We start from the raw sequence: 16,550 nt of genomic DNA on the forward strand, positions 1-16,550 counted from the left end.
TCGAGTACAAAAAACCGGAGCAGTTCTTTCTGTACTTTTTTCTTTAATTTGCAGTGTGTTATCTTCATATTCCGAGGGTAACATATCTGCTAATCTAGTACAGCCCCTAGTTTAAAGCTTTGTCTCTTAAGTCCGCAGAGTATGCCATGGTTAGACCTTCAAAGTTGAGTATTGTACTATTTTGTTTTTAATTGACTATAAAATTGAAATACAGCCTGACAACTGAATGAGTCCGTTTGGAAATAAAAGGCCGTCTGAAAACCTGTTTGGAGGTTTTCAGACGGCCTTGATGCTTTTCAGGCGGCCTGATTATTTAGCCAGTTCCTGACGCAGTTTTTTGGTAACCGCCATCATCACTTCAAGCTGCTCGATGGTTTCTTTCCAACCGCGTGTTTTCAGGCCGCAGTCGGGGTTTACCCACAGGCGTTCCACGGGCACGACTTCCATTGCCTTACGCAGCAGGTGCTCCACTTCGGCTTCGGTCGGAACGCGCGGGCTGTGGATGTCGTACACGCCCGGGCCGATGTCGTTCGGGTATTTGAAGTCGCCGAACGCAGTCAGCAATTCCATGTCGGAGCGCGAAGTTTCGATGGTGATAACGTCCGCATCCATGCTGGCGATGGCGGGCAGGATGTCGTTGAACTCGGAGTAGCACATATGGGTGTGGATTTGGGTGCTGTCTTCCGCGCCGGTGCTGGACAGGCGGAAGGATTCGCAGGCCCAGGCCAGGAATTCGTCCCACTGCGCTTTTTTCAGCGGCATGGCTTCGCGGATGGCGGGCTCGTCAATTTGGATGACTTTGATGCCGGCTTTTTCCAAGTCCAATACTTCGTCGTTCAGTGCCAAAGCGATTTGTTTGGCCACTTCGCTCAACGGGATGTCGTCGCGGACGAAAGACCATTTGAACATGGTAACCGGGCCGGTCAGCATGCCTTTCATCGGGCGTTTGGTCAGGCTTTGCGCGTAGGTGGACCAGTAAACGGTCATCGGGTTCGGACGGGAAACGTCGCCGAAGATGATGGGCGGTTTCACGCAGCGGCTGCCGTAGCTTTGTACCCAGCCGAATTGGCTGAAGCAGTAGCCGGACAGCTGTTCGCCGAAGTATTCCACCATATCGTTGCGCTCGGCTTCGCCGTGTACGGGCACGTCGATTTCCAGTTTTTCCTGTACTTCAACGCAGTAGGCGATTTCTTTTTTCATCGCGGCATCGTAGTCGGCGGCACTCAATTCGCCTTTTTTGAACGCGGCGCGCGCTTGGCGGATTTCAGTGGTTTGCGGGAAGGAACCGATGGTGGTGGTCGGCAGTGCGGGCAGCTTCATCCATTCCTGTTGTGCCTTGATGCGCTCGGCAAACGGGGATTTGCGCTGGTCTGCGCCTTTCGGCAGGGCGGCCACGCGGGCTTTGACGGCATCGTTGTGAATCAGTTTGTTGGTCGCACGGTCGGCGGCGGCGGCATCGGATGCGGCCAGTTCGGCTTGAACGGCGTCTTTGCCTTGCTCCAGCGCGCGTTTTACCACGCCCAGTTCCACCAGTTTTTGTGCGGCAAAAGCCATCCATGATTTGATTTCGCCGTCCAGTTTTTCTTCCACGGCCAAGTCTTGCGGGCTGTGCAGCAGGGAGCAGCTTGGGGCAATCCACAGGTTTTCGCCCAATTTGGCTTTAACCGGTTCCAAAGTGGCGATGACTTTGGACAGGTTGGCACGCCATACGTTGCGGCCGTCAATCAGGCCGACGGACAATACGCGGTCTTTCGGCCAGCCTTCGGCAAACACGGCCAGTTGTTCCGGTGCGCGCACGCAGTCGATGTGCAGGCCTTGTACGGGCAGGGATTTCAACAGGTCCAAATGTTCGGCAACGGAAGCGAAGTAAGTGCCGATGAGGATGCGCACGCCGGTGCCGGACAGTTCTTGATAAACCGGTGCAAATGCGTCCAGCCATGCGGAACCGGCTTCGGCAGCCAGAATCGGCTCATCAATCTGAACCCAGTCCGCACCTTCGGCGGCCAGTTCGCGCAGCAGTTGCGCGTAAGCGGGCAGCAGTTTGGGCAGCAGCAGGTCTTTCACGCGGCAGTTGATGCCGTCTTTCTTTTTACCCAGCCAAGCCAAGGTAACGGGGCCGACCAAGGTAGGCTTGATGTCGTAGCCCTGCGCTTTGGCTTCTTTGATTTGCGCGATCAGGTTTTTGGTGTTTACTTTGAATTCGGTGTCGGCAGACCATTCGGGCACGATGAAGTGGTAGTTGGTGTCGAACCATTTGGTCATTTCCATTGCAAACTGGGTGGCGTTGCCGCGTGCCAGCTGGAAGTATTCGGGCAGGCTCAGGTTGGACGCGTCGAAACCGAAGCGTTTCGGAATGCCACCCAAAGCGCACAGCAAATCAAGCACATGGTCGTAGAACGAGAAATCGCCCACCGGCAGCAAATCCGCACCGGCGGCTTTTTGCGCCGCCCAGTTCAAACGGCGGATTTCGGCGGCTACGGATTGCAGCTCAGATTCGGTTTTCGCGCCTTTCCAAAAGGCTTCGACGGCAAATTTCAGCTCGCGCTTCGCACCGATGCGCGGGTAGCCTGAAAGATGAAAAGTATTCATTGAGTAACTCCTTGGAGCAAATTAAGGGGGAAAGTTTTGAATGCTGCTATCTTGCGCCGTTTCCATGCAATAGGCAAACGAGTTATTTGAAGATTTTGTATGAATCTGTTTAATGCGGTGGCGCGGAGGCCGTCTGAAAACCAATCGGCAGGCAAAAAAGAAGCCCTCACGGGGAGGGCGATAAAACAGAGAGAATACACAAAAACAAAATCATTGTTGAGTGCGGCAGCGCGAAGGGAGGGTTCACCCGATATTGGGAAGGGCGGGTGCACGCTGCCGACCGAACGGGGGAGATTATCTATGAAGTGCAATTTTTTTGCAATTTTAATTTGTCAAAAAAATTTGCTGAAAACATATTTTTTTTGACAAGCGGTATGTTTGAAGGCCGTTACTCGTCAGGCAGCAGGGTTGGCGCCGTCTGAAAACGGCATCTTTGGGCGGAAGGTGACGGGTGTTAAAAAATTTAATTTTATTCAGTGCGTTGGATTTGTTTTGCGCTTCGTTTGATAACGGGCAATCAAGAAGGTTTGGAATGCTGCTCAACCATAAAAGAAGATGAATATCCGTTTGTCTGAAAATAACGCCGATTGTTTTATTTTTATTGTTGTTTAAAAGATACATTTATAGGTGGGAGACAGAATGAGGCTGTCTGAAAACATGGTTTAAACGGTGTTTCAGACGGCCTTTCATGTATGCGGCGGTAGGGCGCGGGCAATTATTTTGCGTTGTCAGGCCGGAGTTGCCGCGTTTCCTCCAGGTCGCGCTTTATTTGTTTTTCGTATTGCGCCTCGGTCAGGCAGCGGGTGCGCGTATGCTGTTTTCCGTTGGCGGATATGGTGGTTTCTTCGATTTTGATGCCCGTCTGCCGCTTGCAGCCGCCGTGGATGTCGTCGCGTTGGTAAACCTGTTGCAGACTTCCGTCCGCAGCAACGCGGTAATGCGCGGTGTAGTGGATGGCTGCGCCGGATTTTCCATAAACAATCAGAAGTTTGCGTTTGCGGTCGATTTCGGGTGTGCCCATGTAATAATCGGATAGTTCGCTTAATTCTTGGCTCTTCAGCAGATTTCCGTCTTCGGTTTGCAGGTAGATGTCATCCGACCAAGAGCCGTAGGGGCCTTGCTGCCCGCGCGGCACGGCGATGTCCGGTCGGCCGTCGAAATTGAAGTCGTCCACGGTAACCGGATTGGGGGTTGGGGTGTTGCCGGAGTCGGGACGGGTGCTGAAGGTGAAAAAATCGGCGGGCAGGCGGTGTTTGCGGCCGTTAATTTGCAGCAATACCGCGCCTTCGCCCGAGCAGAAACCCTCGCGGCATTGCACTTCGATGCCGCCTTGCCAGCCTTGGGGCAGTTTGGATAACGGCAGGGTTTCGGCATATGCGCCCAGAGCCAAAACGGACAGGGCGGCAAATAAATAGCGGGTGGTGGGCATGGTGTTTCCTTTTTTGTTTGATGAATCGGTGGTTTTCGCTTTTCAGATGGCCTCTTTAGTTGCAGCGGCAATCTTAATCTCTTTTTTCCGTTTGGCGCAATATTTAGCGGATTACTTTAAATCAGAACGGCGTTGCCTCGCCTGAGCTTCAGGGGAACGGTTCTCTAAGGAGTTGAAGCGCCAAGTGAATCGGTTTTGTACGGTTTGTCCTGCCCGCACCTGTTTGTTTGAGGCCGTCTGAAAATACGGTTCGGCGCAAAAAAGCCGCCCTTTCGGGGCGGCTTGTGTTGTGCGGCCGTTTAGAACAGTCCGGTGATGTTGCCGTTTTCGTCCACGTCGATTTTTTCAGCGGAAGGCACTTTCGGCAGGCCGGGCATTTTCATGATGCTGCCGCAGACGGCGACGATGAAGCCCGCGCCGGCAGACAGGGTCAGGCTGCGGACGGTGATGGTGAAGCCGCTCGGACAGCCCAGAAGTTTGGCGTTGTCGCTGAACGAATATTGCGTTTTCGCCACGCACACCGGCAGTTTGTCCAAGCCCAGTTTTTCCAAAGACGCGATTTCCGCGCGTGCTTCGGCACTGAAATCGACATCGGCCGCGCCGTAGATTTTTTGCGCGATGGCGCGCAGCTTGTCGGGGATACTGTCATTGACATCATAGGCGTAGGCGAAATTGTTGGGCTGGTTTTCGATGGCGGAAACGACTTTGCGCGCCAAATCCGCGCCGCCTTCGCCGCCTTTGCCCCACACTTCGGCCAGCGATACTTCCACGCCGTGTTCGGCACAGGCCGTCTGAATCAGTGCCAATTCGGCATCCGTGTCGGAAACGAAGCGGTTGATGGCGACGACGACGGGCAGGCCGAATACGTTTTTCAGGTTGGAAATATGGCGCAGTAGGTTGGGCAGGCCCTGTTTCAAGGCTTCGACGTTTTCTTTGCCCAAGTCTTCTTTCGCCACGCCGCCGTTGTATTTCAGGGCGCGGACGGTGGCGACGACGACGGCCGCGTCGGGTTTCAGGCCGGCCAGGCGGCATTTGATGTCGCAGAATTTTTCCGCGCCCAAGTCCGCGCCGAAGCCCGCTTCGGTAACGGCATAATCGGCCAGATGCAGGGCAAGGCGGGTGGCGGTTACGGAGTTGCAGCCGTGGGCGATGTTGGCGAAGGGGCCGCCGTGGACGAAGGCGGGCGTGCCGCCTATGGTTTGCACCAGATTCGGCTTGATGGCGTCTTTCAAAAGTGCGGCCATCGCGCCGTGGGCGTTCAAGTCTTTGGCGTAAACGGGGCTGCCGTCTTTGGCGTAGGCAATCAGGATGTTGCCCAAACGGTTTTTCAGGTCGGTCAGGTCTTTGGCCAGGCAGAATACGGCCATGACTTCGGATGCCACGGTGATGTCGAAGCCGTCGGGACGCAACACGCCGTCGGTCGGCTTGCCGTTGCCGCTGATGATGTTGCGCAACTGGCGGTCGTTCATGTCCACCGCGCGCCGCCACAGCACGCGTTTGGGGTCGATGTTCAGCGCGTTGCCCTGATAGATATGGTTGTCGAGCATGGCGGCAAGCAGGTTGTTGGCCGCGCCGATGGCGTGGAAGTCGCCGGTGAAATGCAGGTTGATGTCTTCCATCGGCAAAACCTGCGAATAACCGCCGCCCGCCGCACCGCCCTTGATGCCGAACACGGGGCCCAGCGAAGGTTCGCGCATGGCGACCACGGCCTGTTTGCCGATGTGGTTCAACGCGTCGGCCAGGCCGATGGTTACCGTGGTCTTGCCTTCGCCCGCCGGGGTCGGGTTGATGGCGGTAACCAAAATCAGACGGCCTTTCCTGTCGGGCAGGGCAAAGGCTTCGGCGGGGTTGATTTTCGCTTTGTAGTGGCCGTATGGCTCGAGCTTGTCTTCGCTGATGCCCAGCTTGGCGGCAATTTCGCGTATCGGGCGGACGGCGGCTTCGCGGGCGATTTCGGCATCGGTTTTGAAACTCATGGGATTCTCGCTTTTCAGAGGGTTGGGATGGGTTGGATTATAAGTGAGGCCGTCTGAAACGGCGATATGGGGCAGGGCGGTATGCAATGAAAAATATTACCGTTTATGCTGAAACCGCTTCATGCGGCAGCCATGGGGAAGGCCGTCTGAAAACATGATGTGTGGTGTTTTCAGACGGCCTTTTACCGATTCCGCAAACCTGCCGATGCCGGCTGATGCCTTTGCGGCGGTGCGGTTGGGCTGCCAAAGGTAGACGGGGTTGAGGGACATGGGTATGCCTTTCTTGCGGTGGTTTTAAAAAGGGGCAACGGATGCCCCTGCGTCTAACTTTCTTCCTTCTGCTTGTTTTCCAGGTGATTCAATGTCTTTGTGTACCGCTCGCGGACATACTCCCGATTGACGATATAGGCATCATCAGCAGCAAGCCATGATTCCATCCTTTCCCGCAAATCGGTTTTCCCCGCCAGATAGAGGATGACCAGCCGCGGCATGAAACTGTTGAATGTAAACATCCCCTTGCCCGCATCTTTCTCGGCGTGGGTAACGGTATTCAATTCGTAAAAACGGTCGATGTCGTCGTAGGTATCAATCCACGCCACTTCCCGCAGCTTCTGATCCCAATAGGCCAGCAGCGCCTCTATCTCGGTTTCAGTTTTGTAGCTGACTGACGGGCCGGTGTGGTACCACGTCTTGGATAGGTAGTATTCCATATCAACCACCCCTCCCCTAATCAATTGTTTTTTCTCGGTTTGCCCGTAACGCGGACGAATATTGTCCAGTTCGTGCAGGTAAATCCGCTCCACGGTTTCGTCAGAAAGATACCAGCTCAACCCTAGGCCGCTGTATTCGCCGTCCTTATAAATATCTTCGTAGTCGATGTATATCGTCTGCTGGCCGTTTGTCATCGGTTTGGCGTAGATGATGAGGTCCGGCTCCATTTTTTTGCGTCCGTATGCTGCCGGATTGAACAAATGCGGCGCGTATTCGAAGCCGTGGCGCGCCATCAGTTCGTCCACTTTGGGGCGGAAGTATTTGTAGAAATCTTTGATGTTCTTCGGCAGACCCCTGTTTTCCTGCCGCCATTTTTGTTCTTCGGCTTCGCGCTGCCGCCAGTATGCCGTGATTTCGTCTTGGGTTTCTTGGTCGGGGTATTCCTGGCCGTCGGGCAGCAGCAGGTAGCCGTTGGCGTCGTACAGCACGAGGCCCAGGCTTTCGCTGCGGCAGGTCAGTATCGGCATCAGCTCCAGATAATGTTCGTACAGTTCGAGTATGGCGCAGCTTTTCAGTTGTTCGGCCACTTGGGTTTCTATATCGGTGTAAGCGGCTTTGAAGTCGGCCGAGGCTTTGCCGCTGCGGGCGGCTTCGGCGATGTATCCGGCCAGTTTGTCAAACGCGCTTGTGTCCGCGCCTTGCGGCAGGGGTTGGTCGGCCCATTCTGAGACGATGCGGTGTGCCGCGTCGAAGCCGTCGGGCAGCATGGCTTGCGGGTCGGGGAAGTTTTGCGGGTTCCAGAGGTAGACGGGGTTGAGGGACATGGTGTGCCTTTCTTGCGTTTGCGGGTGAGGTTGACGGTTGGCGGTGTTTAAATAGGCCGAGATTGGTATGTTTTGCTGTATAGTGAATTAACAAAAACCAGTACAGCGTTGGCTCGCCTTAGCTCAAAGAGAACGATTCTCTAAGGTGCTGAAGCACCAAGTGAATCGGTTCCGTACTATTTGTACTGTCTGCGGCTCGCCGCCTTGTCCTGATTTTTGTTAATCCACTATATTTGTGGTTGTTTTGCGGGGATTTTATATTGATTGTTTGTTGTTTGTCCGCCATTGTTTCCGTTATTTGGGATGAAGGCCGTCTGAAAACTTGATGTGTCGGGTTTTCAGACGGCCTCTGTGTTTTCGGGGAAGGGTCAGTTTTTCCTCGCGGTAACGAATCGGGCGAGGCCGCGAAGGTGTGCGGCGCGGCTGCCGAAGGGTTCGAGTGTTTCGAGTGCTTCCGCCACGAGTGTTTCGGCGTATTGTCGTGCGGCCGACAGGCCCATGAGTTTGACGTAGGTCGGTTTGTCGTTGTCGGCGTCTTTGCCGGCGGTTTTGCCCAGTGTGGCGGTGTCGGCTTCGCAGTCGAGTACGTCGTCTATGACTTGGAAGGCGAGGCCGAGGCGGGCGGCGTAGCGGTCGAGGCGTTGCAGGTCGTTGTCGGTCAGGTCGGGACAGCTGAGGCCGCCGAGGGCGGCGGCGGCGCGGATGAGCGCGCCTGTTTTCAGGCTGTGCATTTGTTCGAGTTCGCTTTGGGTGATGTTGCGGCCGACGTTGGCGAGGTCTATGGCCTGCCCGCCCGCCATGCCGAGGCTGCCGGAGGCGCGCGCGAGGGTGGAGATCATGTGCAGCTGGCGTTGCGGCGGCAGGGCGGTGGCGCGGCTGAGGAGGTCGAAGGCGAGGGTTTGCAGTGCGTCGCCCGCGAGCAGGGCGGCGGCTTCGCCGTAGCGGATGTGGCAGGTGGGGCGGCCGCGCCGCAGGTTGTCGTTGTCCATGGCGGGCATGTCGTCGTGAACGAGGGAGTAGACGTGTATGAGTTCTATGGCCGCCATCGCGGCTTCGACGGCATCGGGAACGGCTTCGCCCAGTTCGGAGGCGGCAAGCACGAGCAGGGGGCGCAGGCGTTTGCCGCCGTCGAGGACGGCGTAGCGCATGGTTTCGTGCAGGCTTTGCGGGAGTTGGTTTTCAGACGGCATCAGGCGTGCGAGCAGCAGTTCGGTTTGCGCTTGCGCCTGTGCCTGCCAGGTTTTCAGTTCATTCGTCGGCATCGAGTGTCAGCTCCTTGAGGCCGTCGGCATCGAGCACTTGCAGTTTTTGTTCGACTTCGGCCAGTTTGGTTTGGCAGTATTTGACCAGTTCGTTGCCTTCTTGGTAGGCGGAGAGTGCTTCTTCCAGCGGCATTTCGCTGTTTTGCATGGCCTGGGTCAGGGTTTCGAGGCGTTTGATTGCTTCTTCGAATGTTTTCGGGGCGGGGGATTTTTTCATGTCGGATACGGGTGGTGCAAAAGGGGGCATTGTATCGCCGCTGTTGATGAAATGCCATTGTGCGGCATTTTGGGGTTTTTAGGCCGTCTGAAAGCGGGGAAGGGTGGTTTTCAGACGGCCTTTGGGGTGTTTGTGCGGCGGTTTGAAGTATAATCGCGCTTTTCTATCGTTCTGAACAGGAATCCGAACATGATCAATCCGATTGCCGCTTTGTCGCCGTTGGACGGGCGTTATGCGAAATCCGTCGAGGCCTTGCGCCCCGTTTTTTCCGAATACGGCCTGATGAGGGCCAGAGTCAGGGTGGAGTTGTCTTGGTTGAAGGCGTTGGCCGCCGAGCCGAAAATCGTGGAGGTGCCGCCGTTTGACGAGGCGGTGTTGGCCGAAATCGATGATGTGATTGCCGGTTTTTCTTTGGAGGACGCGGCGGCGGTGAAGGCCATCGAGGCGACGACCAATCATGATGTGAAGGCTATCGAGTATTGGTTGAAGGAGCGGTTTGCCGGTGTGCCTGCGGTGTCGGCGGTGTCGGAGTTCATCCATTTTGCCTGCACCAGCGAGGACATCAATAATTTGTCTCACGCTTTGATGCTGCGCGAGGCGCGCGATGAGGTTTTGCTGCCGAAGTTGGCCGAGGTGTCGGATAAGTTGCGCTCATTGGCGCATGAGTTGGCGGCAGTGCCGATGATGAGCCGTACGCACGGGCAGCCTGCCACGCCGACGACTTTGGGCAAGGAGGTCGCCAATGTGCTGTACCGTTTGGAACGTCAGGCGAAGCAGCTTTCCGCTCAGGAATTTTTGGGCAAAATCAATGGCGCGGTGGGCAATTACAATGCTCATATGGTTGCGTATCCCGATGTGGATTGGGAGGGGCATTGCCGCCGTTTTGTCGAGGAAGATTTGGGGCTGACGTTCAATCCGTACACGATTCAAATCGAGCCGCACGATTATATGGCGGAGTTTTTCCAGGCCGTTTCCCGCATCAATACGATTCTGATCGATTTCAACCGCGATGTGTGGGGCTATATTTCCCTCGGCTATTTCAAGCAGAAGGTAAAGGCGGGCGAGGTGGGTTCTTCCACGATGCCGCATAAGGTCAATCCGATTGATTTTGAAAATTCCGAAGGCAATTTGGGTATGGCGAATGCGGTTTTGGCCTTTTTGTCGGAAAAACTGCCCGTGTCCCGTTGGCAGCGCGATTTGACCGACAGTACGGTGTTGCGGAATATGGGCGTCGGCATCGGTTATGCGGTGTTGGGTTTGGCGGCGCACCTGCGCGGGCTGAACAAGCTGGAGGCGAATCCCGCTGCGTTGGCCGCCGATTTGGATGCGACTTGGGAGTTGTTGGCCGAGCCGATTCAGACGGTGATGCGCCGCTACGGCGTGGCCAATCCTTATGAAAAGCTGAAGGATTTGACGCGCGGTAAAGGCGGTATCACGCCGGAGGTGCTGGCATTGTTTATCCGCGATTTGGATATTCCGGACGGCGCAAAACAGCAGTTGCTGGATTTGACTCCGGCATCGTATGTCGGCAAGGCCGAAAATTTGGCGAAGCGGATTTGATATCCGGCTGATGCGGCGGAAAGGCCGTCTGAAAATGCAATGGCTGTTGTGTTTTCAGACGGCCTTTTTCCCGAGTGGGGCCGTCTGAACAAGGCGGGTACTGTTTCTCAGTTTGGCGGTTTGGCCGTGCCTGTTTGTTTGCTTGTGCGGGTTCAGACGGCCTGGAGCGGATAAACATGCCATCCGATTGTCAGCTTCTGCCGTTTGTCGTTAAAATGGGATATGTAAGATCGTGTAACGGCAAATATTCAATCAGATTTTTAAAAAAAGGGGTGAACGATGTCTGCATTTATTTACGATGTGGCGATTATCGGCGCGGGACCTGCAGGCTCTGTGGCTGCGGCTTTGTTGAATCGGAGCGGCCTGAGCGTCTGTGTGTTGGAGAAGCAGCATTTCCCCCGTTTTGTGATTGGCGAGAGCCTGCTGCCTTATGCGATGGATGTGCTGGAAGAGGCGGGCTTGCTGAGGGCGGTTCAGGCGGCCGGCCTGGGGTTTCAGTATAAAAATGGTTTTGCGTTTTCTTGGGGTAGCGAATATACCTCGTTTAGTTTTTTAGATAAATTCGGCACAGGCAATGAAACGGCGTTCAATGTGCCGCGTGCCGCTTTCGACAAACTGCTGATAGACGAAGTGGAAAAGCAGGGCGTGGCGGTGCGCTTCGGCGAAAGTTTGAAGGCGTTCGACAACGAGGGTGATACGGTGCTGCTGATCGTGCAGCGGGAAAACGGCGAAACCTATGATATGGAAACCCGTTTCGTGCTGGATGCCAGCGGTTTCTACCGCGCCCTGCCGCGCCTGATGGGCTGGGATTTGCCGCCGAACACAGTGATGCGCCAAGTGCATTTTACCCACATCGACGACCGCATCACTTCGCCGAAATTCGACCGCAATAAGAATTTGGTGTGCATTCATCCGAAGCATCGTGATGTTTGGTTGTGGCTGATTCCGTTCAGTAACGGCCGCAGTTCCGTCGGCGTGGTTGGCGAAGAACGTTATTTCGGCCACGACAGCAGTGCCCACATTCTGAAGCAGGCGGTGTCGGAAGTGCCTTATCTGGCGGAAATCCTTGCCGATGCAAAATGGGACAACGATTTTCCGTTTAACTACCTGCCGGGTTATACCACCAAGGTAAAAGGGCTTTACGGCCGCCATTTTGCCCTACTGGGCGCGTCGGGCGAGTTTCTCGACCCCGTGTTTTCATCGGGGGTAACGATAGCCGTGCAGTCGGCCAAGTTGGCGGCAGATTGCGTGATTCGCGAGTTGCGCGGAGGTAAGGTGGATTGGCATAAAGAATTCTCCGTTCCTTTGATGGGCGGCGTTACCGCGTTCGGTAGTTACATCAAGGGATGGTATGACGGGGGGTTCCAAGATTTGATATTCGATAAAAAATGTAATCCCGATGTCCGCCGTATGCTCTGCGCGATTTTGGCCGGATATGCTTGGGATAGAAACAACCCCTGCGTCAGCGATTCGCAAATGCTGTTTGGCTAATCGGGATGTTTTGAGGCCGTCTGAAAAGTGCATCTGCCTTTCAGACGGCCTCTCTTCTTTGCTATAATCCATCCCGATTACAGTCAATTACACATTCAAACAGGAGTTTCCTATGGCACTCGTATCCATGCGCCAACTGCTCGACCATGCAGCCGAAAACAGCTACGGCCTGCCCGCATTCAACGTTAATAATCTTGAGCAAATGCGCGCCATTATGGAGGCTGCCGATTCCGTCAACGCCCCCGTTATCGTCCAAGCATCCGCCGGCGCGCGCAAATATGCAGGTGCGCCGTTTTTACGCCACCTGATTCTGGCGGCCGTCGAAGAATTCCCGCACATCCCCGTCGTCATGCACCAAGACCACGGCGCATCGCCCGACGTGTGCCAACGCTCCATCCAACTGGGCTTCTCCTCCGTCATGATGGACGGCTCGCTGATGGAAGACGGCAAAACCCCGTCCACCTACGAATACAACGTCAACGCCACCCGTACCGTCGTTAATTTCTCCCACGCCTGCGGCGTATCCGTCGAAGGCGAAATCGGCGTATTGGGCAACCTCGAAACCGGCGAAGCAGGCGAAGAAGACGGCGTAGGCGCAGTCGGCAAACTCTCCCACGACCAAATGCTCACCAGCGTTGAAGATGCCGTGCGCTTTGTTAAAGACACCGGCGTGGACGCGCTCGCCATCGCCGTTGGCACCAGCCACGGCGCGTACAAATTCACCCGTCCGCCCACCGGCGACGTATTGCGCATCGACCGCATCAAAGAAATCCACCAAGCCTTGCCCAACACCCACATCGTCATGCACGGCTCCAGCTCCGTTCCTCAAGAATGGTTGAAAGTCATCAACGAATACGGCGGCAAAATCGGTGAAACCTACGGCGTACCGGTTGAAGAAATCGTCGAAGGCATCAAACACGGCGTGCGCAAAGTCAACATCGACACCGACCTGCGCCTCGCCTCCACCGGTGCCATCCGCCGCTTTATGGCAGAAAACCCATCCGAATTCGACCCGCGCAAATACCTGAGCAAAACCGTCGAAGCCATGAAACAAATCTGTCTCGACCGCTACCTCGCATTCGGCTGCGAAGGTCAGGCAGGCAAAATCAAACCTGTTTCCCTTGAAAAAATGGCCGACCGCTATGCCAAGGGCGAACTGAGTCAGGTAATCCGTTAAGGGTAAGCGAAATCGGATTTGATTTATCGGTTTAAGGGTGGTTTGAAAAATAATTTCAGACCGCCCTTTTTGATTTTCAGACGGCCTGATTATGGCGTTACAGAAAAAATACAACGATTGGCCGACAAGTATGTGAAATCCGATATTTTTCTTGAAAATACATGCGCTAATGTAGTATAGTGCGGGGCTTGGCATTCGATGCCAAGAATTTATTTTTGTCCGAATGGTTAGCCAATCGTAGCTAACCCCTTTTATTTAAGGAAAATAATCATGACATTAGGTCTGGTTGGACGCAAGGTGGGCATGACTCGCGTGTTTGACGAACAGGGTGCTTCTGTTCCGGTAACCGTGTTGGAAATGACTCCGAACCGCGTCACTCAACTCAAATCCGAAGATGCTGACGGTTATACGGCCGTTCAAGTTACCTTCGGTCAGAAAAAAGCAAATCGCGTTAACAAGGCTGAAGCTGGACATTTTGCAAAAGCAGGTGTCGAAGCTGGTCGCGGTTTGGTTGAATTTGCTGTTTCTGCTGAAAAAGCTGCTGAACTGCAAGCAGGTGGCGAAGTAACTGTAGCCCTGTTTGAAGCCGGTCAGCTGGTTGACGTTACCGGAACCTCAAAAGGTAAAGGTTTTTCCGGTACGATCAAACGACACAATTTTGATTCTCAACGTACCTCTCATGGTAACTCGCGCTCACATCGTGTGCCTGGCTCTATCGGTATGGCTCAAGATCCGGGCCGTGTTTTCCCGGGTCAGCGCATGGCGGGCCAATACGGTAATGCTAAAGCAACTGTGCAAAATTTAGAAATTGTACGTGTTGATGTAGAACGTCATCTTTTGCTTGTTAAAGGTGCAGTGCCGGGTGCTGTGAATAGCGATGTAATTGTACGTCCTGGCGTGAAAGTGGGTGCGTAATGGAATTAAAAATAATCAACGCTCAAGGTCAGGTTTCAGGCGCATTGTCTGCTTCTGATGCTTTGTTCGCGCGTGAGTATAACGAGGCATTGGTTCATCAGTTGGTAACCGCATTTTTGGCGAATGCCCGTTCCGGTAATCGTGCACAGCTCACTCGCGCAGAAGTTAAACATTCTACTAAAAAGCCGTGGCGCCAAAAGGGTACGGGACGTGCCCGCTCAGGTATGACCTCTTCTCCGTTATGGCGTAGTGGTGGACGTGCGTTCCCCAACAAGCCTGACGAAAATTTCACTCAAAAAGTAAACCGTAAAATGTACCGTGCCGGTATGGCGACTATTTTGTCGCAGTTGGTGCGTGACGAACGGCTTTATGTGGTTGAAGAGCTGGCTGCCGCCACTCCTAAAACTAAAGAGTTTGCCGGACAGGTAAAAAATTTAGGTTTGGAACAGGTGTTGTTTGTAACTAAACAGCTTGATGAGAATGTTTACTTGGCTTCCCGCAATTTGCCAAATGTATTGGTATTGGAAGCACATCAAGTTGATCCTTATAGTTTGCTGCGTTATAAAAAAGTAGTTTTTACTAGGGATGCAATTGCCCAGTTAGAGGAGCAGTGGGTATGAATCAAGAACGTTTGATGAAGGTAATTTTAGCCCCTGTTGTTTCTGAAAAAAGCAATTTGTTGGCTGAAAAGCGAAACCAAATGACTTTCAAAGTATTGCCAGATTCTACCAAATCGGAGATTAAGGCTGCTGTTGAGCTTTTGTTTGGTGTTCAAGTGGCTTCGGTAACGACAACTACAACCAAAGGTAAAGTGAAACGTTTTGGTCGCACTGTTGGTCGTCGTAGCGATGTAAAAAAAGCTTATGTAAGTTTGGTTGAAGGTCAAGAGCTTGATCTCGAGGCTGCCGCTGCTGTGGCTGATAAGGAGTAAGGTAAGATGGCTATTGTAAAAATGAAACCTACTTCCGCTGGTCGACGCGGCATGGTTCGCGTAACTACTGAAGGTTTGCATAAAGGTGCGCCATTTGCGGCTCTGGTTGAGAAGAAAAAAACTACTGCCGGACGTAATAATAATGGCCATATCACTACCCGTCATAAAGGTGGTGGTCACAAACATCATTATCGTGTGGTAGATTTTAAGCGCAATAAGGATGGTATTGCTGCTAAAGTAGAAAGAATCGAATACGATCCAAATCGTACTGCTCATATTGCTCTTCTGTGTTATGCAGATGGTGAGCGCCGCTATATCATTGCCCCTCGAGGCATTCAGGCTGGTGCGGTACTGATTTCTGGTGCAGAGGCTCCCATTAAAGCGGGCAATACTTTGCCGATTCGTAATATCCCGGTTGGTACAACCATTCACTGTATCGAGATGAAACCAGGTAAGGGTGCGCAAATTGCACGTTCTGCTGGAGCATCTGCAGTTTTGCTTGCTAAAGAAGGGGTTTACGCTCAGATTCGTCTGCGCTCTGGTGAAGTCCGTAAGATTCATGTTGATTGCCGTGCCACAATTGGCGAAGTAGGCAATGAAGAGCAAAGTTTGCAAAAAATTGGCAAGGCTGGTGCTAATCGTTGGCGCGGTGTTAGACCGACTGTTCGTGGTGTGGTAATGAACCCGGTAGATCACCCTCATGGTGGTGGCGAAGGTCGTACTGGTGAAGCTCGCGAGCCTGTTAGTCCTTGGGGTACTCCGGCAAAAGGTTATCGTACTCGCAATAATAAACGCACGAACAATATGATTGTTCGACGTCGTTACTCGAATAAAGGTTAATTAATATGGCTCGTTCATTAAAAAAAGGTCCATATGTTGATTTGCATTTGCTGAAAAAAGTTGATGCAGCTCGTGCAAGCAATGATAAACGCCCAATTAAGACTTGGTCTCGCCGTTCTACCATTTTGCCTGATTTTATTGGTCTGACAATTGCAGTGCATAATGGGCGGACACATGTGCCTGTTTTTATCAGTGATAATATGGTAGGTCATAAATTAGGTGAATTCTCATTGACCCGTACCTTTAAGGGTCACTTAGCTGATAAAAAAGCGAAGAAAAAGTAGGGGGTAAGACATGAGAGTATCTGCATTACATAAGAATGCCCGTATTTCTGCTCAAAAAGCTCGTTTAGTGGCAGATTTAATTCGTGGAAAAAATGTTGCCCACGCCCTGAATATTTTGGCTTTTAGCCCTAAAAAAGGTGCTGAGTTGATTAGAAAAGTACTGGAATCTGCGATTGCCAATGCAGAGCATAATGAAGGTGCTGATATCGACGATCTGAAGGTTGTTATGATTTGTGTAGATAAAGCCGCATCATTAAAACGCTTTCAGGCTCGAGCTAAGGGTCGTGGAAATCGTATTGAAAAACAAACATGTCATATTGCTGTGACGGTGGGTAACTAAGGAA

General features: G+C 53.2%; 16 protein-coding genes and 1 pseudogene. 9 read left to right on the forward strand and 8 right to left on the reverse strand.

Annotated elements, in window-relative coordinates:
* The 8 genes and pseudogenes from ACTHSL_RS08490 to ACTHSL_RS08525 form a co-directional block, all read right to left on the reverse strand.
* Positions 1 to 84: pseudogene (locus tag ACTHSL_RS08490) on the reverse strand (IS1595 family transposase); the annotation flags it as partial.
* Positions 85 to 309: 225 nt separating this feature from the next.
* Entirely contained in the window at positions 310 to 2,589 is a 2,280-nt protein-coding gene (gene metE, locus ACTHSL_RS08495; protein WP_440381073.1) for a 5-methyltetrahydropteroyltriglutamate--homocysteine S-methyltransferase, read from the reverse strand.
* 715 nt (positions 2,590 to 3,304) lie between these two features.
* Positions 3,305 to 4,018, reverse strand: a complete 714-nt coding sequence (locus ACTHSL_RS08500; RefSeq protein ID WP_440381074.1) for an FG-GAP repeat domain-containing protein — start codon at positions 4,016 to 4,018, stop codon at positions 3,305 to 3,307.
* Positions 4,019 to 4,317: 299 nt separating this feature from the next.
* The gene (locus ACTHSL_RS08505; protein WP_440381089.1) at positions 4,318 to 5,994 is read right to left on the reverse strand and encodes a formate--tetrahydrofolate ligase; all 1,677 of its coding nucleotides are present in this window, start codon (positions 5,992 to 5,994) and stop codon (positions 4,318 to 4,320) included.
* Positions 5,995 to 6,090: 96 nt separating this feature from the next.
* Complete coding sequence (locus tag ACTHSL_RS08510; protein WP_440381075.1) at positions 6,091 to 6,264, reverse strand: hypothetical protein; 174 nt, start codon at positions 6,262 to 6,264, stop codon at positions 6,091 to 6,093.
* A gap of 53 nt (positions 6,265 to 6,317) precedes the next feature.
* Positions 6,318 to 7,529 carry a hypothetical protein gene (locus ACTHSL_RS08515; RefSeq protein WP_440381076.1) on the reverse strand — a complete coding sequence of 404 codons (1,212 nt, stop codon included), beginning with the start codon at positions 7,527 to 7,529 and terminating at the stop codon, positions 6,318 to 6,320.
* A gap of 368 nt (positions 7,530 to 7,897) precedes the next feature.
* A complete protein-coding gene (locus ACTHSL_RS08520) occupies positions 7,898 to 8,791 on the reverse strand; it encodes a polyprenyl synthetase family protein (protein ID WP_440381077.1) in 894 nt (297 codons plus the stop codon).
* Positions 8,778 to 9,008 carry an exodeoxyribonuclease VII small subunit gene (locus tag ACTHSL_RS08525; RefSeq protein ID WP_049248944.1) on the reverse strand — a complete coding sequence of 77 codons (231 nt, stop codon included), beginning with the start codon at positions 9,006 to 9,008 and terminating at the stop codon, positions 8,778 to 8,780. The genes ACTHSL_RS08520 and ACTHSL_RS08525 overlap by 14 nt, the downstream gene beginning before the upstream one ends.
* A gap of 189 nt (positions 9,009 to 9,197) precedes the next feature.
* On the opposite strand from ACTHSL_RS08525, the gene purB reads away from it, so the two are divergent.
* The 9 genes from purB to rplV all read left to right on the forward strand — a co-directional run bounded on the left by purB (position 9,198) and on the right by rplV (position 16,546).
* The gene (gene purB / locus ACTHSL_RS08530; protein ID WP_440381078.1) at positions 9,198 to 10,568 is read left to right on the forward strand and encodes an adenylosuccinate lyase; all 1,371 of its coding nucleotides are present in this window, start codon (positions 9,198 to 9,200) and stop codon (positions 10,566 to 10,568) included.
* 279 nt (positions 10,569 to 10,847) lie between these two features.
* Positions 10,848 to 12,059 carry an NAD(P)/FAD-dependent oxidoreductase gene (locus ACTHSL_RS08535; RefSeq protein WP_440381079.1) on the forward strand — a complete coding sequence of 404 codons (1,212 nt, stop codon included), beginning with the start codon at positions 10,848 to 10,850 and terminating at the stop codon, positions 12,057 to 12,059.
* Between the two features lie 112 nt (positions 12,060 to 12,171).
* The gene (gene fba / locus ACTHSL_RS08540) at positions 12,172 to 13,236 is read left to right on the forward strand and encodes a class II fructose-bisphosphate aldolase (RefSeq protein WP_107971863.1); all 1,065 of its coding nucleotides are present in this window, start codon (positions 12,172 to 12,174) and stop codon (positions 13,234 to 13,236) included.
* 270 nt (positions 13,237 to 13,506) lie between these two features.
* Complete coding sequence (gene rplC, locus ACTHSL_RS08545; protein WP_440381080.1) at positions 13,507 to 14,151, forward strand: 50S ribosomal protein L3; 645 nt, start codon at positions 13,507 to 13,509, stop codon at positions 14,149 to 14,151.
* Positions 14,151 to 14,771, forward strand: coding sequence for a 50S ribosomal protein L4 (gene rplD, locus ACTHSL_RS08550; RefSeq protein ID WP_049248918.1), 621 nt, complete (start codon positions 14,151 to 14,153; stop codon positions 14,769 to 14,771). The genes rplC and rplD overlap by 1 nt, the downstream gene beginning before the upstream one ends.
* Positions 14,768 to 15,082 carry a 50S ribosomal protein L23 gene (gene rplW, locus ACTHSL_RS08555; RefSeq protein WP_003772554.1) on the forward strand — a complete coding sequence of 105 codons (315 nt, stop codon included), beginning with the start codon at positions 14,768 to 14,770 and terminating at the stop codon, positions 15,080 to 15,082. The genes rplD and rplW overlap by 4 nt, the downstream gene beginning before the upstream one ends.
* Positions 15,083 to 15,088: 6 nt before the next feature.
* Positions 15,089 to 15,922, forward strand: coding sequence for a 50S ribosomal protein L2 (rplB, locus tag ACTHSL_RS08560; protein WP_041961244.1), 834 nt, complete (start codon positions 15,089 to 15,091; stop codon positions 15,920 to 15,922).
* A 5-nt stretch (positions 15,923 to 15,927) separates the two neighbouring features.
* Positions 15,928 to 16,206, forward strand: coding sequence for a 30S ribosomal protein S19 (rpsS, locus tag ACTHSL_RS08565; RefSeq protein ID WP_002215422.1), 279 nt, complete (start codon positions 15,928 to 15,930; stop codon positions 16,204 to 16,206).
* A 10-nt stretch (positions 16,207 to 16,216) separates the two neighbouring features.
* Positions 16,217 to 16,546 carry a 50S ribosomal protein L22 gene (gene rplV, locus ACTHSL_RS08570; protein WP_214037058.1) on the forward strand — a complete coding sequence of 110 codons (330 nt, stop codon included), beginning with the start codon at positions 16,217 to 16,219 and terminating at the stop codon, positions 16,544 to 16,546.
* The last annotated feature ends 4 nt before the right edge of the window (positions 16,547 to 16,550 follow it).

It is taken from the genome of Neisseria sp. P0008.S010, assembly GCF_051962715.1.
GTDB classification, from domain to species: domain Bacteria; phylum Pseudomonadota; class Gammaproteobacteria; order Burkholderiales; family Neisseriaceae; genus Neisseria; species Neisseria elongata.

Bases quoted from the DNA above. Each gene is read 5' to 3' on its own strand.
- ACTHSL_RS08515 (WP_440381076.1), bottom strand. From the start codon at position 7,529: ATGTCCCTCAACCCCGTCTACCTCTGGAACCCGCAAAACTTCCCCGAC.
- ACTHSL_RS08535 (WP_440381079.1), top strand. From the start codon at position 10,848: ATGTCTGCATTTATTTACGATGTGGCGATTATCGGCGCGGGACCTGCA.
- metE (WP_440381073.1), bottom strand. From the start codon at position 2,589: ATGAATACTTTTCATCTTTCAGGCTACCCGCGCATCGGTGCGAAGCGC.
- ACTHSL_RS08500 (WP_440381074.1), bottom strand. From the start codon at position 4,018: ATGCCCACCACCCGCTATTTATTTGCCGCCCTGTCCGTTTTGGCTCTG.
- rplW (WP_003772554.1), top strand. From the start codon at position 14,768: ATGAATCAAGAACGTTTGATGAAGGTAATTTTAGCCCCTGTTGTTTCT.
- ACTHSL_RS08525 (WP_049248944.1), bottom strand. From the start codon at position 9,008: ATGAAAAAATCCCCCGCCCCGAAAACATTCGAAGAAGCAATCAAACGC.
- purB (WP_440381078.1), top strand. From the start codon at position 9,198: ATGATCAATCCGATTGCCGCTTTGTCGCCGTTGGACGGGCGTTATGCG.
- rplD (WP_049248918.1), top strand. From the start codon at position 14,151: ATGGAATTAAAAATAATCAACGCTCAAGGTCAGGTTTCAGGCGCATTG.
- rplB (WP_041961244.1), top strand. From the start codon at position 15,089: ATGGCTATTGTAAAAATGAAACCTACTTCCGCTGGTCGACGCGGCATG.
- ACTHSL_RS08510 (WP_440381075.1), bottom strand. From the start codon at position 6,264: ATGTCCCTCAACCCCGTCTACCTTTGGCAGCCCAACCGCACCGCCGCA.
- rplV (WP_214037058.1), top strand. From the start codon at position 16,217: ATGAGAGTATCTGCATTACATAAGAATGCCCGTATTTCTGCTCAAAAA.
- ACTHSL_RS08520 (WP_440381077.1), bottom strand. From the start codon at position 8,791: ATGCCGACGAATGAACTGAAAACCTGGCAGGCACAGGCGCAAGCGCAA.
- rpsS (WP_002215422.1), top strand. From the start codon at position 15,928: ATGGCTCGTTCATTAAAAAAAGGTCCATATGTTGATTTGCATTTGCTG.
- rplC (WP_440381080.1), top strand. From the start codon at position 13,507: ATGACATTAGGTCTGGTTGGACGCAAGGTGGGCATGACTCGCGTGTTT.
- fba (WP_107971863.1), top strand. From the start codon at position 12,172: ATGGCACTCGTATCCATGCGCCAACTGCTCGACCATGCAGCCGAAAAC.
- ACTHSL_RS08505 (WP_440381089.1), bottom strand. From the start codon at position 5,994: ATGAGTTTCAAAACCGATGCCGAAATCGCCCGCGAAGCCGCCGTCCGC.